The following is a 22,063-nucleotide window of genomic DNA, read 5'->3' on the forward strand; positions in this document are numbered from 1 at the left end:
GTCGTGGGGCGCGCGGCCGGCCTCGGCCGGAGCGAGCTCGCCGTTCATCGCCGCCCCCGCGTCGCGATCCTGCCCACGGGCGACGAGATCGTGCCCGCCGGCCGCGCGCCCGGGCCCGGGCAGATCCACGAGTCGAACGGCCCCGCCCTCGCGGCGGCGGTGCGCGAGGCGGGCGGCGATCCGCTGCTGCTCCCGATCGCCGGCGACGCGCCGGACGCGCTCGCCCGCGCCCTCCGCTCGGCGCGCGGGCTCGACGCGCTCGTCACGACGGGCGGGGTCTCGGTCGGCGCGCGCGACCTCGTCCGCGCCGCGCTCGAGCGCGCCGGGGCCCGGCTCGACTTCTGGAAGGTCGCGATGCGGCCGGGGAAGCCGTTCACCTTCGGGCTGTGGGATCGCACGGCGGTGTTCGGGCTGCCGGGCAACCCGGCGAGCGCGCTCGTGACGTTCGAGCTGTTCGCCCGGCCCGCGCTCCGCGCCCTCGCCGGCCTCCCCGGGAGCGGCCGGACCACCGTCAGGGCCCGCCTCGCCGCCGCGCAGGAGAAGCCGGCCCAGCTCACGGTGTACCTGCGCGCTCGGGTCCGGCGGCGCGCAGGCGGCCTCGTCGTCGAGCCGCTCCGCACCCAGCTCTCCGGCCACCTCACCTCGGTCGCGGGCCACGATGCACTGGTGGTGCTGCCTGCCGGGCGCTCGCGGCTGGCCCGCGGCGCCGAGGTCGAGACCGTGCTCCTACAGGCTCCCCCCGAGCCATGATGGGGGAGCTTCACTCGGTGCGAAGCCGCGAGCGCAGGGCGCGCGGAGCGTCGCGAAGCGCCTCGCCCCGCGCTCCGCGCGACCGCTGACTGCGCCACGCGCCGGGCTTCGACTTTCTTCCCCGGGTCGCGCGGACGGGGGACAGTTCCTCTCGACGTCATCTCTGGCCACCCCGCGCTCATGGTGGTATTGCTCTCGGTGCGGAACGCGCAAAGTTGCCTTGCGGATTCCGCAACTCACCTCGGGGGGCAGCTCGCAGGAGTCGCAATCAGATGCCAGGTCTCGCAGACAAGTTCGCAGTGAACCTCAAGAGCGAGCGGCTCCGCCGCAAGCTCTCCCAGGAAGCCCTCGCCGCCAAGGCGGGCCTCTCGGTCTCGTACATCTCGATGCTCGAGCGCGGGCAGCGCACGCCGCCGCTCGACACGCTGGAGTCGCTCGCGAAGGCGCTGGCGGTCTCGCCGACGTCCCTCCTCTCCTGAACCTCCGTGCCCCGTTCGCGGCCCCGACCGAGCGCCCGACGTGCGCTCGCCGGGGCCGCGGCGCATGGGGGCGCCGCGACGGCGGCGCCCGCCCTCACCCTGGCGTGCAGGCGTGCATCCCGCCGGGAGATCGCTTATGTTCCTCGCCTCTTACGAACCCTCGGGGCAAGGAGACGGAATGGCTCGCATGGTGATGTGCAAGAAGCTCGGCAAGGAGCTGCCGGGGCTCACCTTCAAGCCCTTCCCGAACGAGCTCGGGCAGCGGATCTACGACTCGATCTCGCAGGACGCCTGGAAGCTCTGGCTCGAGCACTTCAAGATGATCATGAACGAGTACCGGCTCTCGCCCGCCGATCCGCGGACGAGCGAGATCCTGTACCAGCAGGCGGAGCAGTTCTTCTTCAGCGAGGGCGCGCAGCTCCCGCCCGACTACCGCCCGCCCCGCTCGAAGGGCTAGCGCGGATCGTCTCGACGCGTCCGGGCCGTTCCGGCGGCTCGGTCACGGGTGCACCGCGTGCGCTCTCCCGGCGACATCCTGCTCGTCTCCACCTACGAGCTCGGGCACGCGCCGCACGGCGTGGCCCTCCCCAAGGCGTTCCTGGAGCGCGCCGGCTTCGCGCCCGCGGCGCGCGACCACGCGGTCGAGCGCCTCGACCCCGCCCGCGTGCGGCGCGCGCGGCTCGTGGCGCTGTCGGTCCCGATGCACACCGCGCTCGTGCTCGGCCTCAAGGCCGCGGCGCGGATCCGCGCCCTCGCCCCCGGCGCCGTCCTCTGCTTCCACGGGGTCTACGCGCCCCTCAACGCCGACCTGCTCGTCGCCGCCGGCGCGGCGGCGGTGCTCGGCGGGGAGTCCGACGAGGAGCTCGTCTTGCTCGCGCGCGCGATCGAGCAGGGCGCGCCGCTCGACCGGTTCGTGGAGCGCGGCGGCGCGGCGGCGCTCCGGCGCCGGCTCGACTACCCCGTCCCGAGCCGCGAGGGGCTCCCGCCACCCGAGCGCTACGCGCGGCTCGCAGGGGCCGACGGCGCGCTCCGCCTCGCCGGCTACACGGAGGCGAGCCGCGGCTGCAAGCACCGCTGCCGGCACTGCCCGCTCCCGGCCGTCTACGACGGGCGCTTCTTCGCGGTCCCCGTCGAGGCGGTCGTGGAGGACGTCGCCCGCCAGGTGGCGCAGGGCGTGGAGCACGTCACCTTCGGCGATCCGGACTTCCTGAACGGCCCCGCGCACGCGCTCCGCGTCGCGCGCGCGATCCACGCCCGCTTCCCGGCGCTCACGTTCGACTTCACCGCCAAGGTCGAGCACCTCCTCGGCGCGCCGGCTGCGCTCCGCGAGCTCGCCGGGCACGGGGCGCTGTTCGTGACCTCCGCGGTCGAGTCGTTCTCCGACGAGGTCCTCTCCAGGCTCGCGAAGGGCCACACCCGGGCCGACGCGCTCGCCGCGTTCGAGCTCGCGGCCGCGTCGGGCGTGCCGCTGCGCCCCTCGCTCCTCCCGTTCACCCCCTGGGCGACGCTCGACGACTACCTGGAGCTCCTCGACCTCCTCGAGGCGCGCGGGTGGATGCAGAACCTCGACCCCGTCCAGCTCTCGATCCGGCTGCTCGTCCCGCCGGGCTCGCTGCTCGAGGGCGAGCCGAGCATCCCGTTCGACGGGCTCGACGCCGCGGGGCTCACCTGGCGCTGGCGCCACCCCGACCCGCGCATGGACTCGCTGCAGGCGCGGGTGGCGGCGGAGGTGGCGGCCGGGTCGACCTCGGGCGAGCCTCCCCTCGCGACGGTCGCCCGGGTGAAGGCGCTCGCGCTCGCCTCGGCCGGGCGACCCCATGGCCACGTCCGCGTGCTCGCCCCGGACCAGCGGCGGGTGCCGCGCCTCACCGAGTCCTGGTTCTGTTGAGCTGAGCCCACCGCGGGGCAGTTGGCTCCGCTCGAGTGACCCTCTCACACCGCGGCGCCGCACCCGCGCCGAGCTCCTCGACCGGGAGTCGCGCCTCCCCTGACGCCGTCGCGAGAGCAGGCGGGCTCGAGCCCTGCCGCCTGGGGCCCACCCGCCCGCCTGGGGCGGAGGATCCCGTTCCGGGCGCGTCTCCGTGACGCGCGGCGGCGCGCGCGTGACGCGGCGCGGCGCTCCTGCGGCCCCGTCCGGACCGCGCACGGGGTCGCCATTTCTTGGCATACCGATCAACCCGTGCGTACGACCGGACGCACGACGCGGAGCGCCGGTCGCCCACTTGCCGCGAGGCGGGGCGGACCGGAGGTGCTGGAGTCTCGAGACTCATGGCCGAGCGCAAGGACATCCGCACGTTGCCCGGGCCGTACCGGCGGCTCCACGACATCCTCGCCGTGCACCTCCCCGGCGATCGGATCATCGCCGATCCGCTCCGTTGCCTCGCGTTCGGCACGGACGCGAGCTTCTATCGGCTCATCCCGAAGCTCGTCGTGCAGCTCCGGTCCGCCGACGAGGTCGCCCGCCTCCTCTCCGAGACCGGCGCGCTCGGGCTGCCCGTGACCTTCCGCGCGGCGGGCACGAGCCTCTCGGGCCAGTCCATCTCCGACTCCGTGCTCGCGCTCGTCGCGGGGGGCTTCCGCGGGCTCTCCGTGCTGGACGGGGGAACGCGCGTCGTCTGCGAGCCCGGCGTCATCGGCGCCGACGTGAACCTCGCGCTCGCGCCGTACGGGCGAAAGCTCGGCCCCGACCCCGCCTCGATCGGCGCGTGCATGGTGGGCGGCATCGCCGCGAACAACTCCTCCGGCATGTGCTGCGGGACGGCCCAGAACACCTACCGCACCGTGGAGAGCATGAAGGTGGTCCTGGCGGACGGGACCGCCCTCGACACCGCCGACCCCGAGTCGCGCGCGCGGCTCGCCAGCGCCCGCCCCGAGCTCGTGCGCGGCCTCGCGGAGATCCGCGACGAGATCCGCGCCGACCCCGCGCTCCGCGCGCGCATCGCCGAGAAGTTCCGCATCAAGAACACGACCGGCTACGCGCTCAACGCGTTCGTGGACTTCGAGGATCCGATCGACATCCTGCTGCACCTCCTCGTCGGCTCGGAGGGGACGCTCGCCTTCATCGCCGAGATCACCTACCGCACGGTCGAGGAGCAGCCGCACAAGGCCAGCGCGCTCGCCTTCTTCCCCGACATCGGCGAGGCGGCTCGCGCCACCCAGCTCCTCGCCGGCGGCCCGGTCGCTGCCGTCGAGCTCATGGATCGCGCGTCCCTGCGCGCCGTGGAGGGGAAGCCGGGGATGCCGCCCGAGCTGCGCGGCCTCGTGGAGGGCGCCGCCGCCCTGCTCATCGAGACGCGCGCCGGCTCCGCCGCCGCGCTCGAGGAGCAGATCGCCGCGTGCCAGCTGCGGATGGCGCCCGTCCCGGCGCTCTACCCGGTGAGGTTCACGCCGGTGAAGGCGGAGTACGAGCGGCTCTGGGACGTGCGGCGCGGCCTCTTCCCCGCGGTCGGCGCGGCGCGGCGCGTCGGCACGACCGTCGTGATCGAGGACGTGGCGTTCCCGATCGCGCGCATGGCGGAGGGCACGCTCGACCTGCGGCGGCTGCTCGGGGAGCACGGCTACGGGGACGCGATCATCTTCGGGCATGCCCTCGACGGGAACCTGCACTTCGTCTTCACGCCCGACTTCGGGGACGTCGAGGAGGTGACGCGCTACGCGCGCTTCATGGACGACGTCTGCCAGATGGTCGCGAGGAAGTACGACGGCTCGCTGAAGGCGGAGCACGGGACGGGCCGCAACATCGCGCCGTACGTCGAGCTCGAGTGGGGCGCGAAGGCGTACGGGCTCATGCGGCGCGTGAAGGCCCTCTTCGACCCCGGGACGCTCCTCAACCCCGGCGTGATCATCAACGGCGACCCGGGCGCCCACCTGAAGGCGCTGAAGCCGCTGCCGCGCGCGCACCCGATCATCGACCGGTGCATCGAGTGCGGGTTCTGCGAGCCGCGCTGCCCGTCGCGCGAGCTCACGACGACGCCGCGGCAGCGCATCGTGGTCCAGCGCGAGATCGCGCGGCTGCGCGTCACCGCCGAGGACCCCGAGCGGCTGCGGCGCCTCGAGGCGGACTACGCCTACATGGGCGAGGAGACCTGCGCGACCGACGGCCTGTGCGCCACCGCCTGCCCCGTCGCGATCGACACCGGCGCGCACACGAAGTGGCTCCGGGCGCAGCGGCACGCCGAGGACGGCGCGGCGGCGACCGCGGCCGCGGAGCACTTCGCGGTGGTGGGCTCGGTCGCGCGCGCGGCGCTCGGCGTCGCGAACGCGGCGCACGCGGTGCTCGGGACCACCGCGATGAGCGCCCTCGCGCGCGGGGCGCGGCGGGCGAGCCTGGGGAGGCTCCCGCTCTGGAGCACCGCGATGCCGCGGCCCGTCCGGCCGCGCCTCGCCCCCACCGCGACCGGCGCCGACCTCCGCGTCGTCTACTTCCCGAGCTGCGTCGCCCGGACCATGGGGCCCGCGCGCGGCGACGAGGCCCCGCCGGTCTACGCCGCGCTCTCCTCGCTCCTCGCCAAGGCCCGCTGCGACGTGGTCTTCCCGGACCGGATGGAGGACCTCTGCTGCGGCATGCCCTTCGAGTCGAAGGGCTTCCCCGCCCAGGCGGAGCGGAAGGGCCGCGAGCTCGAGGCGGCGCTCCTGGCCGCGAGCGAGGGCGGCGAGCTCCCGATCCTCTTCGACACGAGCCCCTGCGCCTACCGGATGAAGCACCTCGTCGCCGGATCGCTCGCCATCTTCGACCCGGTCGAGTTCATCGATCGCTTCCTCCTCCCCCGCCTCTCGCTCGCGCGCGAGCCCGGGCCCGTCGCGCTCCACGTCACGTGCAGCGCGGTCAAGGCGGGGCTCTCGGAGACCTACCGCCGCGTCGCCGCCGCGTGCGCGGAGCGGGTGGTGGTCCCCGCGGGCGTGGGGTGCTGCGGGTTCGCGGGAGATCGCGGCTTCACGCATCCGGAGCTGAACGCGTCCGCGCTCGCGGCGCTGCCCGCCGCGCTGCCCCCGGAGTGCCGGGCCGGGTACTCGTCCTCGCGCACCTGCGAGATCGGCCTCTCCGCGCACGCCGGCGTCCCCTACCGGTCGCTCGCCGTGCTCGTCGACCGCTGCGCGTCCACGCCGTCCGCGGCCCGACTCCCGGAGGCGCGCGGGCCCCTCGGCACCGCCGCCGCGCCGTCGGAGGAGACGCCCTCGTGACCCCGTCCTCCACCACGCCGCCCGGCGGCCTCGCGGCGGCCACCTCGATCGTCACGGAGCTGCAAGCAGCCCTCGTCTGCACCCACCAGGCAGTCATCGCGCGGGAGGGAACCGCATGTACCACCAGAACTACAATCCGCTGGGGAACGCCTTCCTCTCCACGCTCGTGGCGGCGATCCCCATCCTGACCCTGCTGTACTTCATCGCGCTCCACCCGCACCGCGACGAGCTCGGGCGGCGCCACCTCGGCATCGCGGCGCCGTACGCCGCGCTCTACGGCGTCATCGCGGCCTTCCTCGTCTCGTGCCTCCCGTTCGGCATGCCGGTGACCTCGGCCGTCTCCGCGTTCGCGTACGGGTCGCTCTCGGGCTTCCTCGGGATCATCTGGATCGTGCTCGCGGCGATGTTCCTCTACACGATGACCGTGATCACCGGGAAGTTCGAGATCGTGAAGGAGTCGATCATCCACATCTCGTTCGACCGCCGCCTCCAGGTGCTCCTCATCGCCTTCTCCTTCGGCGCGATCATCGAGGGCACCTCCGGCTTCGGCACCCCGGTCGCGATCGCGGGCGCCGTCATGGTCGGCCTCGGCTTCTCCCCCTTCCAGTCCGCGGTGCTGAACCTCCTCGCGAACACCGCCCCCGTGGCGTGGGGCGCGATCGGCACGCCGATCGTCACGCTCGCGGCGGTGAGCGGCCTCGATCAGGTGACGCTCTCGGCGATGGCCGGCCACCAGCTCCCCTTCGCGTCGCTGCTCGTCCCGTTCTGGCTCGTCGTCACCTTCGTCAAGATGGAGGGCGGCACGTGGAAGGAGGCCTTCGAGGTCTGGCCGGCGACGCTCGTCTCCGGCGCCTCGTTCGCGATCATGCAGTACTTCGCCTCCGGCACGAACTCGTTCCACCTCATGACCGACGTCGTCTCCGGCGTCTTCTCCGTCGTCTGCACCGCGCTCTTCCTGCGCTTCGTGTGGCACCCGAAGACGCGCTTCCTCCTGCGCTCCGAGCGCGAGGCGCGCGCGCGCGCCGCCGCGGCGAGCGTCGGGGCGGCCGGCCGCGACACGACCGACCACTCGTGGGAGTACCCCTACACGGTCCGTCAGACCGTCTACGCGTGGCTGCCGTGGGCGATCCTCATCGCCGCGTGCGCGCTCTGGGGCATGCCGTCGTTCAAGGCGTTCCTCAACAACCTCCTCGCCGACGCGAAGTTCTCGACGACGCTCCTCGGGTCCAAGTTCAGCGGCACGCTCTCGCTCCCGGGCTGGGACATGCCCGCGCTCCACAACCTCGTGCAGCGCATGCCCCCCGTCGCCCTGCCGAACGCCAAGCCCGAGGCCGCGCGGTTCACCATCAACTGGCTCTCGGCCGCGGGCACCGGCGTGTTCGTCGCCGCCATCCTCTCCGGCCTCGCGCTCCGCATGACCGCGGCCCAGTGGAAGGACGCCACGAGCCGGACCCTCCACCGCATGAAGATCCCGGTCCTCGTCATCGGGCAGGTGCTCGGGCTCGGCTACCTCACGCGCTACTCGGGCACCGACGCGGTCCTCGGGCTCGCGTTCACGAAGGCGGGCTTCATGTACCCGTTCTTCGCCGCCTACCTCGGCTGGCTCGGCGTCTTCCTGACCGGCTCGGACACCGCCTCGAACGCGCTCTTCGGGAGCCTCCAGCGCATCACCGCCCAGCAGCTGAAGCTGAACGAGATCCTCATCGTGGCGACGAACTCGACGGGCGGCGTGATGGGCAAGATGATCGACGCGCAGTCGATCATGGTCGCGTGCGCCGCCTGCTACGAGAGCCCGAAGGAGCGGACGCACGCGCTCGGCCCGATCTTCCGCACCGTCTGGTGGCACTCGATCGCGCTCGCCGCGTTCATCGGGATCATCGCGATGCTGCAGGCCTACGTCTTCCCCGGGGTCATCCCGGTGCCGCCGCCGAAGTGACCCCCCACCGCCGAGGGGCGGCGCTCGCCGCCCCTCCGCCCGAGGCCACGTGAAGGTCGCCCTCTTCATCCCCTGCTACGTCGACCAGCTCTACCCGCAGGTCGGGCTCGCCACCGTGCGCGTGCTCGAGAAGCTCGGGGTGGACGTCGTCTACCCCGAGGAGCAGACCTGCTGCGGCCAGCCCATGGCGAACGCCGGCTTCGCCGCCGACGCGGCGCCGCTCGCGCGCCGCTTCCTCGAGGTGTTCGGCGGGTTCGAGCACGTCGTCTGCCCGTCCGGGAGCTGCGCGTCGATGGTGCGAAACCACTACGACGCGCTCGTCCCCGGCGCGCCCGGGCTCGAGGCCGTGAAGCGCGCGACCTACGAGCTCTGCGAGTTCATCACCGACGTGCTCGGGCTCGGGCGCATCGCCGGCCGGTACCCGCGCAAGGTCGGGCTGCACCAGAGCTGCCACGGCCTGCGTGAGCTCCGGCTCGGCAGCGCCAGCGAGCTGATGGAGGCGCGCTACAGCAAGGTCGCGAGCCTCCTCTCCTCGCTCGAGGGCATCGAGCTCGTGCCGCTCGCGCGCGCCGACGAGTGCTGCGGGTTCGGGGGCACGTTCGCCGTCGTCGAGGAGGCGGTCTCCTGCATGATGGGGCGCGACCGGATCGCCGACCACGTGAGGGCGGGCGCCGAGATCGTCACCGGCACCGACGTGTCCTGCCTGATGCACATGGATGGCCTCGCGCGGCGGGCGAAGGCGCCCCTCGCGTTCCGGCACGTCGCCGAGGTCCTCGCGGAGGCCATGCCATGAGCGACTCGCTCCCGGTGCTCCGGTCGGGCGGGGCCGACCACGCGCAGCGCGCGGCCGCCTTCCTGCGGGACGAACCCCACGTCCACTGGCACGACCAGGCGGTCTGGTTCGTGCGGGCGAAGCGCGACCGCGCCGCGTCGGCCGTGCCCGAGTGGGAGCGGCTCCGCGAGGTGGCCTCGCGCATCAAGGCGCACACCCAGTCGAGGCTCGCCGACTACCTCGAGGAGTTCGAGCGGAACGCCACGGCGGCGGGCGCGGTCGTCCACTGGGCGCGCGACGCCGACGAGCACAACGCGATCGTCCACCGCCTCCTCGCCGAGCGCGGCGTGACCCGCCTCGTGAAGTCGAAGTCGATGCTCACCGAGGAGTGCCACCTGAACCCGTACCTCGAGGCCCGCGGGATCGAGGTGACGGACACGGATCTCGGCGAGCGCATCGTGCAGCTCGCGAAGGAGCCGCCGTCGCACATCGTGATGCCGGCGATCCACAAGAAGAAGGAGGAGATCGGGGAGCTGTTCCACGAGAAGATCGGCACGCCCGCGGGGCTCGCCGACCCGACCCGCCTCACCGAGGCCGCCCGCGGCCACCTGCGCCAGCGGTTCATGGCGGCGCAGGCGGGGCTCACCGGCGTGAACTTCGCGGTGGCCGAGACGGGCGGGATCGTCGTCTGCACGAACGAGGGCAACGCCGACATGGGCACCTCGCTCCCGCCCCTCCACATCGCGTGCATGGGCGTGGAGAAGGTCATCCCGCGGCTCGAGGACCTGGCCGTGTTCCTGCGGCTCCTCGCGCGGTCCGCGACCGGTCAGCCCTGCACCACCTACACCACCCATTTCCTCGGCCCGATGCGCGGCGGCGAGCTGCACGTCGTGGTCGTCGACAACGGGCGGAGCGCGCTCCTCGCCAGGGAGCAGTACCGCCGCGCGCTCCACTGCATCCGCTGCGCCGCGTGCATGAACACCTGCCCCGTGTACCGGCGGAGCGGTGGCTACAGCTACACGTACACGATCCCCGGGCCCATCGGGATCGTCCTCGCGAGCGCGCGCGGCGGCGACGCCCATGCGTCGCTCCCCTTCGCCTCCAGCCTCTGCGGCTCGTGCGACGACGTGTGCCCGGTGAAGATCCCGCTCCACGAGCAGATCCTCGGGAGCCGCCGCGATCTCGCCGAGCGCGGCGCACAGCCCGCCTCGAAGCGGCTCGGCATGCGGCTCGCCGCGTTCGTGCTGCGCACGAAGCTGGCCTACCTCGTCGCCGGCGCGGTGGCGCGCTTCCTCGGGCGACACCTGCCGCGCGGCGTCCTCTACGCCCGCTGGAACGTCTGGGGACGACAGCGCGAGCTGCCGCCGATGCCGGCGCAGAGCTTCCGGGAGCTCTACCGGAAGGAGCGGAGGCCGCGTGTCTAGCCGGGAAGAGATCCTGCAGAGGCTGCGCGCGGCGGCGCCGCCGCCGGCGGAGCGCGCGGAGACGGGGGGCCTCGCCGCCCCCTTCGCCGACCGGCGCGCGCAGTTCGAGGCCGCGGTCGTCGCCGTCGCCGGCGCCGCGGTGCGGGTCGCGACCGGCGCGGCGCTCGCCGCGGAGGTGGCGGCGCTCGCGGAGCGGCTCGGCGCGAAGCGCGTCGCCTCGGCAGTGACGGACGCCGGTCCGGGGAACGTGGCGCTCGACGCGCTCGGCGATCCCCACGAGCTCGAGGGCATCGACCTGGCGGTGCTGCCGGGCGTCTTCGGGGTGGCCGAGAACGGCGCGGTGTGGGTGTCCGGCGCGTCGCTCCACGACCGCGCCGTGTTCGTGGTGACGCAGCACCTCGCGCTCGTCGTCCCCGCCTCGGAGATCGTGAACGACATGCACGAGGCCTGCGCGCGGGTGGCGGCGCTGCCGCGCGGCTACGGCCTCTTCATCGCCGGCCCGTCGAAGACCGCCGACATCGAGCAGGCGCTCGTCATCGGCGCGCACGGCGCCCGCTCCTGCACCGTGTTCGTCGTCGGCTGAGGCGGGGTAGTCGTCGTCGGCCGGTGGTCGTCGTCAGTCGATGAGGCCCCGCGCCCGCGCGAGCCGCGCGAGCCGCTCCTTCAGCCGCTCGAACTTCTTCCGGAGCGTCGCGACGCTCCTCGGGTCGGCGTCTCCCAGCTGCACGAGAGACACCTCCTCCCACGGGAGCTGCTGATCCACCCGCAGCACGAGGAGCGACTGCTCCTCGGGGGAGAGCGCCTCGCGGAGCGCCTCGAGCGAGCGGAGCTGTCCCTCGAGGCGGGGCTCCGTCGTGTGGAGCTCGGCGGCGAGCGCCGAGGCCTCCCCCGTCTCGAGCCGCCGGCCGTGCCGCCGGTAGCTGTCGTTCCGGACGCGGAGGGCGGCGTGCCAGGCCACCCGGTAACACCAGCTTCGCAGGGGGGCCTCGAAGCGAAACTCCGGGAGCCCGCGCCAGAGGTCCTCGGCGAACACCGAGAACGCGTCGCGCGCGTCGTCCTCGTCCCGGATGATCGATCGGAGATAGCGCAGGACGTGCGGCCCCAGCTCGCGCAGGACCTCGGTGGCGGCGCCCCGCACGTCGTCCGCGGCGAGCAGTTCCCGCGTCCTCTGCTCGAGCCGTCCCCCGGGTCCCACGCACCGTCGAGGATATGATGGCTGCCGTGCAGAGGAATCCGTGATGTCCCCGGCGCCCCGTCGGGGCGCACGGACCGCCGGGCGCTCAGACGGTCGGCAGGGGCGCGCGGATGTCGAGCTCCAGCCGGCGATGCCCCTCGCGCAGCGCCGCCTCCACCGCGGCCGGCGACTCGGCCTTGGCGAAGAGGAAGCCCAGGTACGCCTCGCCCTCGGGCAACGGCACCACCTCGCGCCCCACCTCGGCCGTCACGACGAGGTCGACGACGTCCGGCACCGCCCGCGCCGCCTCCACGCCATGCACGGCGTGGAGGATCCCGCGCCGGGGGATGGGGATCATCATCACGCCCGAGGCGCGCTGCTCTCGTCGGATCGACTGGAGCGGCAGCCCCACCGCGTGGGCGACGAGGACCTCCTCGAGCGTCAACCCGGCCCCGAAGCGGAGCGTGCGCGAGCAGAGCCCGCCGATCGAGCGCGCCGCGATCTCGAGGACCACCGGGCCGGCCGGGGAGAGCCGCAGCTCCGCGTGCACCGGGCCCTCGCGGAGCCCGAGCGCCCGCGCTCCGTCCGCGACGACCCGCTCCACCTCGCGCTGGAGCGCGGCCGGGTGACGCGACGGCGTGACGTACAGGGTCTCCTCGAAGTACGGGCCGTCGAGCGGATCCGGCTTGTCGAAGAGCGCGAGCACCTCGAGCGTCCCGCCGCGCAGGAGCCCCTCGAGCGCGACCTCCGCGCCGGGGACGAACGCCTCCACGAGCACCTCGTGCGCCTCGTCCTCGCCGCGCGGGCGCCGCTCCGCCTTCGTGTCGCGCAGGAGCCGTGCGATCCGCCGCCAGGCCGCCACGAACCCGGCCGCATCGTCGGCGCGGATGACCCCGCGACTCGCCGAGAAGATGAGCGGCTTCAGGACGCACGGGTACGGGCTCGACCGCGCCGCCGCCTCCGGATCACCGTCGAGGTCGTGCAGGGCGAACTCCGGCACGGGTACGCCCGCCGCCCTGAGCGCCGCTCGCATCGCGTGCTTGTTCGCCGCCCGCCGCGCGGCCTCCGGCGGGTTGTGGGGCAGCCCGAGCCGCTCCGCCGCCAGCGCGGCGATGACGGCGGTGGGATCGCTCGCCGGCACGATCCCGCGGATCGGCCGCCGCGCCGCCGCCTCGACGATCTGCTCGGCCGCCCGCTCCGGCCGGCGGTAATCGAGCGGGATGAGATCCGGCTGGGCGCCGAAGGCGTCCTCGATCCGGTGGCACAGATCGCTTCCGACGACGAGCGGCACGCCCAGCCGGCGCGCGGCGGCCTGGAAGTCGTCGAGCCGGTAGCTCGTGGTGGGCACCAGGAGGAGGAGCTCGCCCGCGGGGGTCTTCATCGCGCGGAGTTATGCGACGGAGCGGGGCGGCGGGCAACCGGGAGAGGTGGTCGGGGTCGGGGTCGGGGTCGAGTTTGCGCTCGGCCCTCGCTGCCGCCGGTCGGCTCGCCCTCAGCGCCTCCCCGCCGCCTCCCTCAGCTCCGCCCACACCCGCTCGACGTCGGCGCGCTCCGTGCCGGTCGCGCCGATCGACACGCGGATCATCTGCTTTCCCTTGAGCACGCTCGGCGTCACGTACGCGCGGCCACCGTCGTTCACCCGCCGCGCGATCCCCAGGTTGTGCTCGGCGAGCGCCCGCTCGTCCAGGGCGCCTCCGGGGACGTGGCGCAGGCACAGGGTCTGGAGCGGCACGGGCGCGAGCCGCTCCCAGCCGGTCGTGGCGTCCACCTGCTCCTTCAGCCACTGCGCGTTCGCGAGGTCGCGGCGGATGCGGGCCTGCATCGCGATGACGCCCTCGTCCACGAGGTGGAACCAGCCCTTGAGCGCGCGGAACCGGCGGCCGAGCGGGATGCCCCAGTCGCGGAAGTTGTTCACCACCGCGTCGTGCGCGGTCCGGAGGTACGACGGGTTCGTGCTCATGACGCGCACGAGGTGCTGCGGGTCGCGCACGAAGTAGGCGCTGAAGTCGAAGCCGATCCCCATCCACTTGTGCGGGTTGAACACGATCGAGTCCGCGCGCTCCACGCCCGCCCACATCCAGCGGCACTCCGGCAGCACCATCGCCGTGCCCGCGAGCGCGGCGTCCACGTGCAGCCACATCCCGTGGCGCTCGGCGAGCTCGGCCATGCCGGCCACCGGGTCGAGCGCGGTCGTGGCCGTCGTGCCGGTCGCGGCCACGAGGGCGCACGGCCTGTGCCCCCTCGCGAGGTCCTCCGCGATGGCGCGCTCGAGGAGATCGAGCCGGAGCGCGTGCGCGTCGTCCGTCCCGACGAGCCGCAGGTGCGCCTTGCCGAAGCCGGCGAGCAGCGCCGCCTTCTCGATCGAGCTGTGCGCCTGGTCCGAGGCGTAGACGACGAGCGGCGCCGCTCCCGCCTGGAGGCCCGCCCCGTTCTGCGAGAAGCCGCTCGCCCGCTCCCGGGCGCAGAGGAGCGCCGTGAACGTGGAGGTGGAGGCGGTGTCCTGCACGACGCCGACGAGCTCGGGCGGGAGCCCGATCATCCGGCGGATCCAGCCCATCACGACCTCCTCCACCTCGGTCGCCGCGGGAGAGGTCTGCCAGCTCATCCCCTGCGCGCCGAGGCCGGCCGCGACGAGATCGCCGAGGACGGAGGCGAGGCTCGTGTTCGAGGGGAAGTAGGCGAAGAAGGCGGGGTGATTCCAGTGAGTGATGCCGGGGAGGATGGCGTCGTCGAGCGCGGCGATCGCCTCGGCCAGCCGGCCACCTTCCGCGGGCGGCTCCGCCGGGAAGCGCGCGCGGATGGCGCCGGGCGCGACGGGGCTCATGACGGGCAGGGACGGCAGCCGTTCGCGGTAGTCGGCGACCCAGTCGACGAGCGCGTGGCCGAGCTTGCGGAACTCTTCGGGGGTCATGACCCCGAGTCTGCCCGATCGCGGGCGCCTCCGCGACGGCCGGGGGCGCTCCTCGGACGCGCAGTTTCCTTGACGCGAGCCCGCGGGCGGGGGCAGGTACGGGCGCGGAGGGACTGAAGCGTGGACGTCCTCGTCATCGGCGGCAACCGGTTCGTCGGCTGGCTCCTCGGCTTCCGCCTCCTCGCGGCGGGCCATCAGGTCACCCTCCTCAACCGCGGCCGCCTGGCGGATCCGTTCGGCGGGCGCGTGGACCGGATCGTCGCGGACCGCACCTCGCGCGATCTCGGCCGCCTCCTCCAGGGCCGCCGCTTCGACGCGGTCGTGGATCTCGCCGCGTTCACCGGCGAAGACGGCCGGCGCGCGACGGAGCTGTTCCGCGACTGCGGCCACTACGTCATGGTCTCGACGGGCCAGGTCTACCTCGTGCGCGAGGGGGCGCCCGCGCCCGCGCGCGAGGAGGACTACGACGGGCCGGTGATGGCGCGCCCGGCGGACCCGGCCGACCTCGCCGACTGGGACTACGGCCTCGGCAAGCGCGCCTGCGAGGACGCGCTCGTCGCGGCGAGCGCGTTCCCCGCGACGCGCGTGCGCATCCCGATGGTGAACGGCGAGCGCGACTACCACCGCCGGATGGAGTCGTACCTGTGGCGGCTCGTGGACGGCGGCCCGGTCATCCTGCCCGACGGCGGCGAGCACCGCGTCCGCCACGTCTACGGCGGCGAGGTGGCGCGCTTCCTCGTGGAGCTCCTCGGCCGCAAGGAGACCTTCGGGAAGGCCTACAACGTGGCGCAGCAGGAGACGCCCACGCTCGCCGAGCTCATGGCGCTCCTCCGCCACCACCTCGGCAGCGCCGCGGACGTGGTCGCGATCCCGTCGGAGCGAATCCGGGCCGCCGGCCTCGACCCGCTGCGGGTCTCGCCCTTCAGCGGCCGCTGGATGTCGTTCGTCGACCCGAGCCGCGCCTGGAACGAGCTCGGCTTCCGCCACGAGCCGCTCGAGATCTACCTCGGGAAGATCGTGGCGAGCTTCCTCTCCCACCCGCCGTCGGACAGGCCCGAGGGCTACTCGCGGCGCGACGTGGAGAGAGCGCTGGCCGCGCCCGGCGTCGGCCCCACCGCCTGACGCGCTCGAGTCCGCCCCTCGCGGGAGGGTCGGGCGGCGTCAGCCGGCCTGGCCCGCGGAGCGCTCGCCGGCCTGCGCGCGCGTCACGGCGCGGTGCCGCAGGATTCCCAGGCCGCCCGTCGCGACCTGACGCGCGCCGCCGCCCGCGCGCGCGACGGAGCGCGCCAGGCCGGGCCGCTCGGCCGCGACACGCCGGTAGAGCCGCTCGTGCTCGGCCACCATCCGCTCCACGGACAGCGCCTCCTCCACGAACCGCCGCCCCGCCTCGCCGAACGCGCTGGCACGGGCGGGCTCCGCGAGCACCTGCAGCATCGACGCCGCGAGCGCCGCGGGCGCACCCACCGGCACCACGAGCCCGCGCTCGCCGTGCCGGACGAGCTCCGCGTTCCCGCCGGCGTCGGTGACCACCATCGGCAGCCCCGCCGCCATCCCCTCGATCACCGCGTTCGAGAGCCCCTCCTGCGCGGACGACAGGACGCCGAGGGTCGCGCGGGCGAGCACGGCCGGGACGTCGGGGCGCCGGCCGAGGAAGAAGGCGTGACCGTCGAGCCCGAGCCGCGACGCGAGCGTCATGAGCCCGTCCACGCGGTCGCCCTCGCCCACGAGGAACGCGGCCAGGTCCGGGCGCTCGCGGCGCGCGATGGCGAGCGCCTCGAGGAAGTCCTCCTGCCGCTTCACCTCGTGGCGCATGTTCGCGACGATCACGGCGACCGGGCGGCCGCGCACGTCCGGCAAGGGCAGCGCGAGCCGCGCGGCGCGCGCCGCGTCGAACGCGTCGAGGTCGATCCCGTTCCGGACGAGCGAGACGCGGTCGGGCGGCACGCGCTCGTCGCCGATCACGAGGTCGAAGATCGCGCCGCAGTTCACGATCACCGCGTCGGCCGCGTGCGACAGCCCCGCGAGGACCGCGCGCTGCGCGGGGCTCTGGAGGTGGCCCAGGTCGAGCCGGCCGACGATCACGCCCGCGCCGGCGAGCCGCGCCGCGGGCACCGCGACGAACGCCGAGTAGAAGTCGTGGGCGTGGACGACCTGCACCCCGTCGCGCCGGAACGCCCGCGCGAGCTCTCCGACCGCCCGGAGGGCCCTGCGGCTCGCGAGCGAGCCGCCGAGCGGATGCCCCTCCGGCGTGAGGCCGAGCCCCTGCACTCGCGGGAGGAGCGGTCCGCGGAGCTCGAGGGCGTGCACCGAGAGGCGATGCCTCTTCATGAGGCCCCGCACCAGCTCGAGCAGCTGCACCTCGCCGCCGCCGATGTCGAACGAGTTGATGATCTCAGCGATTCGCAACGGCGGTCCCCCTCACGGATGAATTCTCGGCACGCGATCCACGGCCTGCCCTTCCCGAAGATGGTCCTTCCTTTCGCGGCGTCAGCAGCCGAGCGTTCATGTCGGCAGACACATGCTCCGTGGAGAAGTCTACGCATCCCTGGAGGGGGAGGCCCCGTCGAGCGCGACCGCAGCGCCGCGGCCGGCGCCGCGCGTCGCGATCCTGACGAGCCTTTACCCTCCGTCCGTCGGCGGCATCCAGAGCCACACCTTCTCCCTCGCGCGGGCGCTCGCCGCGAGGGGCGCCGAGGTCCACGTCGTCACGCGGCGCTCGCCCGGTTGCCCGGCGCACGCCGTGGAGGGCCGCCTGCACGTCCACCGCGTCGGGGCGCCTCCGGGAGCGCCGGGGCCGCTCGCGACCCTGGCCTACGTGGTCGCCGCGGCGCGCCGCGTCGCCTCGCTGCGGCCGCGCGTCGACGTCGTCCACGCGCACCAGCTCCTCTCGCCCTCCTCCGCCGCGCTCCTCCTCGCGGCGCTCACCGGTACGCCCATCCTCCTGAACCCCCACGCGTGCGGGGCCATCGGCGACGTGGGCGTCCTCTCCGCGACCGCGCTCGGCCGGCTGCGGCTCCGCGCGACCGTCGCGCGCGCCGACGCCTTCGTGGCGATCAGCGGCCCGATCCACGCGGAGCTCCGCGCGGCCGGCGTGCCGCCCGAGCGCATCCTCTCGATCCCGAACGGCGTGGACCTCGAGCGCTTCCGGCCCGCCGCGGCGGAGGAGCGCGCCGCGCTGCGCCGCGCGCTCGGGCTCCCCGCTGGACCGCTCGTCGTGTACGCCGGCCGGCTCTCCCCGGAGAAGGGCGTGGACGTGCTCGCCCGGGCCTGGCCGCGGGTCGTCGCGCGGCTGCCCGAGGCGCGGCTCTGGATGCTGGGCGACGGCGCCGAGCGCGCGCGCCTCGAGGAGCTCGCGCGGCGCGAGGGGGTGGAGACCTCGCTCGCGCTCCCGGGCCCTGTCGCCGACGTCGCGCCTTTCCTCCGCGCCGCCGACGCGGCGGTGCTGCCCTCGCGCACGGAGGGGATGCCGGTCGCGCTCCTCGAGGCGATGGCGTGCGCCGTTCCGGTCGTGGCCACCGCGGTGGGCGGGTCCGCGGAGGTGCTGCGCGACGGGGTGACCGGGCGGCTCGTGCCGCCGGAGCGTCCCGGCGCGCTCGCGGACGCGCTCGTGGAGGCGCTCCGCGATCCGGCGGCGCAGGAGCGCGCGCGCGCCGCCCGCGAGGAGGTCGCCGCCCGCTACGGGCTCGACCACGTCGCGGAGGTCTTCCTGGAGGTCTACTCGCGGCTCCGCCGGGATCCGGCCGCCGCCGGGGGATGAGAGAGCGGATGCCCCACACCGAGCCGAAGCCGCGGCGCCGCGGGCGCGTCGCGTACCTGATGTCCTGGTTCCCGGCGCCGACCGAGACCTTCATCCTGCACGAGATGCTCGAGCTCCGCCGCCGGGGGCTCGAGATCGACGTCTACCCGCTCCTCGGCGCCGCGCCCGGGCCCATGCACCCCGGCGCGGACGAGATGCTCGCGCACACGCGCTACCACCGCGGCCTCTCGCGTGAGGTCGCGGCGGCGCAGCTCCACTGGCTGCGCCGGAAGCCCCGCGCCTACCTGCGCGCCTGGGCGCGCGCGATCCGCGGCAACCTGCGCTCGCCGGGCTTCCTCGCCCGCGCCCTCGTGGTCGTGCCGCGCGCGGCGTTCATCGCGCGGGAGGTCGAGGCGGGCGGCCACGCGCACGTGCACGCCCACTGGGCGACGCACCCCGCGCTCGCGGCGCTCGTCGTGAAGGAGCTCACCGGGACGGGCTACAGCTTCACCGCCCACGCGCACGACCTCTACCTCGACCGCGCGATGCTGGAGGAGAAGGTCCGGGAGGCGCGCTTCGTCGTCACGATCTCCGAGTACAACCGCGCGCTCCTGCGCGAGCTGTACGGCGAGGAGGCCGCCGCCAAGACCTCCGTCGTGCGCTGCGGCGTCGATCCCGCCCGCTTCCAGCCGCGCGCGCAGCCCGCGCGCCGGGGGCCGGCCGTCATCGCCTGCGTCGCGGGCCTGCGCGACTACAAGGGCCACCGGCACCTCGTGGACGCGTGCGCGCTCCTCCGCGAGCGCCGCGTCGCCTTCCGCTGCGTCCTCGTCGGCGACGGGCCCGAGCGCGCCGCCCTCGAGAGGCAGATCGCGGCGCTGAAGCTCGGGGAGGTCGAGCTCCTCGGCGGGCAGCCGCAGGACCAGGTGCGCGCGCTCCTCGCCTCGGCGGACGTGCTCGTGCACCCGAGCGTCGTCACCGCGGCCGGGATGATGGACGGGATCCCGGTGGCGCTCATGGAGGCGATGGCCGCTGGCTGCCCCGTCGTCTCGACGCGGGTCTCCGGCATCCCCGAGCTCGTCCGCGACGGGAAGACGGGCCTCGTGGTCGAGCCGGGCGACGCCGCGGCGCTCGCGGACGCGATCGAGCGGCTCGTCGGGGACCCGACCCTCGCGCGCAAGCTGGGGCTCGCCGGGCGCCGCGCGGTGCTCCGCGAGTTCACGCTCGCGCGGAACGGCGAGCGGCTCCTCCGCCTGTTCGCGCCGTTCGTCGGGGGCGCCGCGGCGCGGCGGCCGAGGAAGACCGTCCCGCGTTCCGCCGAGCCGCCGGACGAGCCGATCTCCCTCGCCCGTCCCGCCGTCCGGGCGGAAGCGGGCGCACCGCGCACCGTCACGCCCGGCGCCTAGGGCGTGGCGCGCTGCGGCGCGGGGATGCCGCGCGGCGTCGTGGGAAGGGCCGGCACCGGCTCGGCCAGAGCCGCCTTTCCGGCACGCCTGCGCCCGCCAGGGACGAGCCCGCGGGAGCGAGGTCGCTCGACCACGCGTGCGCCTCCACGGCCCGTAACGGGGCTCTATCGCCGCGGGGCAGCCCATCGGAGGATGCCCGCCCGGGAGAACCCGACCATGCCCGCACGCCGCTCGCCGTCGCCGCAGACGCTGATCTTCGAGAAGGGCTACGAGCCGCAGCGCTCCGAGGGCGCCGCGGTGCCGCCGCTCTTCCGCACCTCGACGTTCATCTTCAAGAAGGCGGTCGAGGGCAAGCGAGCCTTCGAGCTCGCCTACGGCCTGCGCCAGCGGGAGCAGGGCGAGAGCCCGGCGCTCATCTACACGCGGGTCAACAACCCCAACAGCGAGATCCTCGAGGACCGGGTCACGGCGTGGGACGGCGCCGAGTCGGCCGCGCTCTTCTCCTCGGGGATGGGAGCCATCTCCTCGACCTGCCTCACGCTGCTCCGCCCCGGAGACACCCTCCTCTTCTCCGACCCGATCTACGGCGGCACGGAGTACCTCTTCCGCAAGCTGCTCCCGGAGTTCGGCATCCGGACCGTGCCGTTCCCGGCCGGCGCGACCGAGGCCGAGCTGGCGGCGGTGGCGGAGTCTCACCCGAGCACCCGGGTCATCTACCTCGAGTCGCCCGCCAACCCGACCATGGAGCTCTGCGACGTGCCCGCGGCGCGGCGCGTGGCGGACCGCTGCTCCACGGGCGGACGTAAGGTGAAGGTGCTCATCGACAACACGTTCCTCGGGCCGATCTTCTCGCAGCCGCTCGGGCTGGGCGCCGACGTGGTGCTCTACTCGGCCACCAAGTTCTTCGGCGGCCACTCGGATCTCGTGGCCGGCCTGGCCATGGGGAGCGCCGACGTCATCAACGCCGTGCGGGCCACGCGGACCATCATGGGATCGATGTCCGATCCGGACACCGCCTGGCTCATCACCCGCTCGCTCGGCACGCTCCAGCTGCGCATGGAGCAGCAGCAGGCCAACACCCGGCGGCTGGTGGAGCTGCTGCGGGGCCACCCCCAGGTGAAGCGGGTCTACTACCCGGGCCTCGAGGAGATGGGCGCGCGCCAGGTGGCGCTCTGGAAGCAGCAGTGCAGCGGCGCCGGCAGCGTGGTCAGCTTCGACGTCCACGGCGGCGAGGCCGAGGCCTACCGCGTGCTCGACGCCGTCCGGCACATGCGGCTCGCGGTGAGCCTCGGAGGGATCGAGACGCTCATCGAGCATCCCTGGTCGATGACGCACGCCGACATGACGCCGGAGCAGAAGCTCCAGGCCGGCTTCGGCCCCGCCATGATCCGCCTCTCGGTCGGGCTGGAGGATCCGGCCGACCTCGTGGACGACCTGGCGCAAGCGCTCGAGCTGGCCTGAGCGACGCGGAAAAAGCGACGGGCCGTCAGGATGTCCTGACGGCCCGTCTCACTTCAGGGAGTTGGTGGACCCGACCGGGATCGAACCGGTGACCTTCTGAATGCCATTCAGACGCGCTCCCAGCTGCGCCACGGGCCCAAAGGTCTTCTATTTTCGTCGCGGGAACTCGGCCTCGAGCTCCGCGATCTCCTTCTCCTGCCCCGCGAGCTTCTCCTCGAGGAGTCGCACCGCGTCCAGGAACACCGTGAGCTCGCCGGGGACCTCCGCCCGACCCATCCGGACGAGCACCGCGAAGCGCTCGCCGAGCTCCCGAGAGGCCTGGTCCAGCGCTCGACGGGTAGCGGAGCGATCCAGCTTCCGCTTCCCGATCTGCGAGCGGAGGACGACCCGATCTCGCAGCGTCTCGAAGAACCTGACCGGCTGCACCTCTCGCCCCCCGCGGCCCTGGTGACCGCGAGGGAGCGCAGTCATTAGCGCGACGGCGCGGGCGGCGTCAAGGACGTCTTGACGCGTGACGCGCGGAGCCCTCCCGAGGCGGTGCGGGCGCCGGATTCACGCCGTGCCGCGGCAGCGTCACCTCGCGTCCGCGCGGCCCGGCGCGACCCTCCAGAACACGTCGATCCGCGGGCCCCCGGCGAGCGCTGCTCCGCCTCCCCGTGGCACCCCCGTTGCTACCCTGGGAGGCGAGGTGCCCATGCGCTCCCTCATCGCAGTGCTCGTCGCCGGACTGCTCTCCGCGCCCGCCCCCTCGAGGGCAGACGACCCGGCGCCCCCCCGCGCACGCCCTGCCCCGAGCCGCGCCGCCCCGGCGCGCGGCGCGGCCCAGCCCCGCCCCG

General features: G+C 74.3%; 18 protein-coding genes and 1 tRNA gene. 13 read left to right on the forward strand and 6 right to left on the reverse strand.

Going from position 1 to position 22,063, the window contains the following annotated elements:
• The 9 genes from MNY60_RS19210 to MNY60_RS19250 form a co-directional block, all read left to right on the forward strand.
• Positions 1-750 (forward strand): molybdopterin molybdotransferase MoeA (locus MNY60_RS19210; protein ID WP_242361475.1); only part of this gene is annotated, 750 nt, incomplete at its 5' end.
• A 272-nt stretch (positions 751-1,022) separates the two neighbouring features.
• A complete protein-coding gene (locus MNY60_RS19215) occupies positions 1,023-1,229 on the forward strand; it encodes a helix-turn-helix domain-containing protein (RefSeq protein ID WP_011985757.1) in 207 nt (68 codons plus the stop codon).
• A 178-nt stretch (positions 1,230-1,407) separates the two neighbouring features.
• Positions 1,408-1,686 carry an oxidative damage protection protein gene (locus MNY60_RS19220; protein WP_242340326.1) on the forward strand — a complete coding sequence of 93 codons (279 nt, stop codon included), beginning with the start codon at positions 1,408-1,410 and terminating at the stop codon, positions 1,684-1,686.
• Between the two features lie 57 nt (positions 1,687-1,743).
• A complete protein-coding gene (locus MNY60_RS19225; RefSeq protein WP_242361477.1) occupies positions 1,744-3,117 on the forward strand; it encodes a CUAEP/CCAEP-tail radical SAM (seleno)protein in 1,374 nt (457 codons plus the stop codon).
• A gap of 380 nt (positions 3,118-3,497) precedes the next feature.
• Complete coding sequence (locus tag MNY60_RS19230; RefSeq protein WP_242361478.1) at positions 3,498-6,410, forward strand: FAD-binding and (Fe-S)-binding domain-containing protein; 2,913 nt, start codon at positions 3,498-3,500, stop codon at positions 6,408-6,410.
• A 115-nt stretch (positions 6,411-6,525) separates the two neighbouring features.
• Positions 6,526-8,346 (forward strand): L-lactate permease, encoded by a 1,821-nt coding sequence (locus MNY60_RS19235; protein ID WP_242340324.1) that lies wholly within the window; start codon positions 6,526-6,528, stop codon positions 8,344-8,346.
• Between the two features lie 49 nt (positions 8,347-8,395).
• Positions 8,396-9,139 (forward strand): (Fe-S)-binding protein, encoded by a 744-nt coding sequence (locus MNY60_RS19240; RefSeq protein WP_242361481.1) that lies wholly within the window; start codon positions 8,396-8,398, stop codon positions 9,137-9,139.
• Positions 9,136-10,542 carry a lactate utilization protein B gene (locus tag MNY60_RS19245; protein ID WP_242340322.1) on the forward strand — a complete coding sequence of 469 codons (1,407 nt, stop codon included), beginning with the start codon at positions 9,136-9,138 and terminating at the stop codon, positions 10,540-10,542. The genes MNY60_RS19240 and MNY60_RS19245 overlap by 4 nt, the downstream gene beginning before the upstream one ends.
• Entirely contained in the window at positions 10,535-11,125 is a 591-nt protein-coding gene (locus MNY60_RS19250; protein ID WP_242361484.1) for an LUD domain-containing protein, read from the forward strand. The genes MNY60_RS19245 and MNY60_RS19250 overlap by 8 nt, the downstream gene beginning before the upstream one ends.
• A 33-nt stretch (positions 11,126-11,158) precedes the next feature.
• Here the strand turns inward: MNY60_RS19250 and MNY60_RS19255 are convergent, their stop codons facing one another.
• The 3 genes from MNY60_RS19255 to MNY60_RS19265 form a co-directional block, all read right to left on the reverse strand.
• On the reverse strand, positions 11,159-11,737 hold the full coding sequence (locus MNY60_RS19255; protein ID WP_242340320.1) for an RNA polymerase sigma factor: 579 nt from the start codon (positions 11,735-11,737) through the stop codon (positions 11,159-11,161).
• Between the two features lie 85 nt (positions 11,738-11,822).
• Positions 11,823-13,097 carry an ATP-grasp domain-containing protein gene (locus MNY60_RS19260; protein ID WP_242361486.1) on the reverse strand — a complete coding sequence of 425 codons (1,275 nt, stop codon included), beginning with the start codon at positions 13,095-13,097 and terminating at the stop codon, positions 11,823-11,825.
• Between the two features lie 111 nt (positions 13,098-13,208).
• The gene (locus MNY60_RS19265) at positions 13,209-14,627 is read right to left on the reverse strand and encodes a pyridoxal-dependent decarboxylase (RefSeq protein WP_242361488.1); all 1,419 of its coding nucleotides are present in this window, start codon (positions 14,625-14,627) and stop codon (positions 13,209-13,211) included.
• 120 nt (positions 14,628-14,747) lie between these two features.
• Between MNY60_RS19265 and MNY60_RS19270 the strand changes: the two genes are divergently transcribed.
• A complete protein-coding gene (locus tag MNY60_RS19270; RefSeq protein ID WP_242340317.1) occupies positions 14,748-15,749 on the forward strand; it encodes an NAD-dependent epimerase/dehydratase family protein in 1,002 nt (333 codons plus the stop codon).
• A gap of 39 nt (positions 15,750-15,788) precedes the next feature.
• Here the strand turns inward: MNY60_RS19270 and MNY60_RS19275 are convergent, their stop codons facing one another.
• Positions 15,789-17,033, reverse strand: a complete 1,245-nt coding sequence (locus tag MNY60_RS19275; RefSeq protein ID WP_242340316.1) for a glycosyltransferase — start codon at positions 17,031-17,033, stop codon at positions 15,789-15,791.
• A gap of 112 nt (positions 17,034-17,145) precedes the next feature.
• Between MNY60_RS19275 and MNY60_RS19280 the strand changes: the two genes are divergently transcribed.
• The 3 genes from MNY60_RS19280 (at position 17,146) to MNY60_RS19290 (ending at position 21,227) form a co-directional block, all read left to right on the forward strand.
• A complete protein-coding gene (locus MNY60_RS19280) occupies positions 17,146-18,384 on the forward strand; it encodes a glycosyltransferase family 4 protein (RefSeq protein WP_242340315.1) in 1,239 nt (412 codons plus the stop codon).
• 8 nt (positions 18,385-18,392) lie between these two features.
• A complete protein-coding gene (locus tag MNY60_RS19285; RefSeq protein ID WP_242361490.1) occupies positions 18,393-19,766 on the forward strand; it encodes a glycosyltransferase family 4 protein in 1,374 nt (457 codons plus the stop codon).
• A gap of 216 nt (positions 19,767-19,982) precedes the next feature.
• A complete protein-coding gene (locus MNY60_RS19290) occupies positions 19,983-21,227 on the forward strand; it encodes a PLP-dependent aspartate aminotransferase family protein (protein WP_242361492.1) in 1,245 nt (414 codons plus the stop codon).
• Between the two features lie 62 nt (positions 21,228-21,289).
• Here MNY60_RS19290 and MNY60_RS19295 read toward each other — a convergent pair.
• Positions 21,290-21,365 (reverse strand) — tRNA-Ala (locus MNY60_RS19295).
• 9 nt (positions 21,366-21,374) lie between these two features.
• Positions 21,375-21,653 (reverse strand): hypothetical protein, encoded by a 279-nt coding sequence (locus tag MNY60_RS19300; RefSeq protein WP_242340312.1) that lies wholly within the window; start codon positions 21,651-21,653, stop codon positions 21,375-21,377.
• Positions 21,654-22,063: the final 410 nt, after the last annotated feature.

The sequence above is a fragment of the Anaeromyxobacter sp. SG17 genome, from assembly GCF_022690695.1.
Taxonomy (GTDB): domain Bacteria; phylum Myxococcota; class Myxococcia; order Myxococcales; family Anaeromyxobacteraceae; genus Anaeromyxobacter; species Anaeromyxobacter soli.

What these genes read in the sequence shown, in the direction of transcription:
- MNY60_RS19215 (WP_011985757.1), top strand. Translation starts at nt 1,023, where the DNA reads ATGCCAGGTCTCGCAGACAAGTTCGCAGTGAACCTCAAGAGCGAGCGG.
- MNY60_RS19220 (WP_242340326.1), top strand. Translation starts at nt 1,408, where the DNA reads ATGGCTCGCATGGTGATGTGCAAGAAGCTCGGCAAGGAGCTGCCGGGG.
- MNY60_RS19230 (WP_242361478.1), top strand. Translation starts at nt 3,498, where the DNA reads ATGGCCGAGCGCAAGGACATCCGCACGTTGCCCGGGCCGTACCGGCGG.
- MNY60_RS19235 (WP_242340324.1), top strand. Translation starts at nt 6,526, where the DNA reads ATGTACCACCAGAACTACAATCCGCTGGGGAACGCCTTCCTCTCCACG.
- MNY60_RS19245 (WP_242340322.1), top strand. Translation starts at nt 9,136, where the DNA reads ATGAGCGACTCGCTCCCGGTGCTCCGGTCGGGCGGGGCCGACCACGCG.
- MNY60_RS19260 (WP_242361486.1), bottom strand. Translation starts at nt 13,097, where the DNA reads ATGAAGACCCCCGCGGGCGAGCTCCTCCTCCTGGTGCCCACCACGAGC.
- MNY60_RS19265 (WP_242361488.1), bottom strand. Translation starts at nt 14,627, where the DNA reads ATGACCCCCGAAGAGTTCCGCAAGCTCGGCCACGCGCTCGTCGACTGG.
- MNY60_RS19280 (WP_242340315.1), top strand. Translation starts at nt 17,146, where the DNA reads ATGCTCCGTGGAGAAGTCTACGCATCCCTGGAGGGGGAGGCCCCGTCG.
- MNY60_RS19285 (WP_242361490.1), top strand. Translation starts at nt 18,393, where the DNA reads ATGCCCCACACCGAGCCGAAGCCGCGGCGCCGCGGGCGCGTCGCGTAC.
- MNY60_RS19290 (WP_242361492.1), top strand. Translation starts at nt 19,983, where the DNA reads ATGCCCGCACGCCGCTCGCCGTCGCCGCAGACGCTGATCTTCGAGAAG.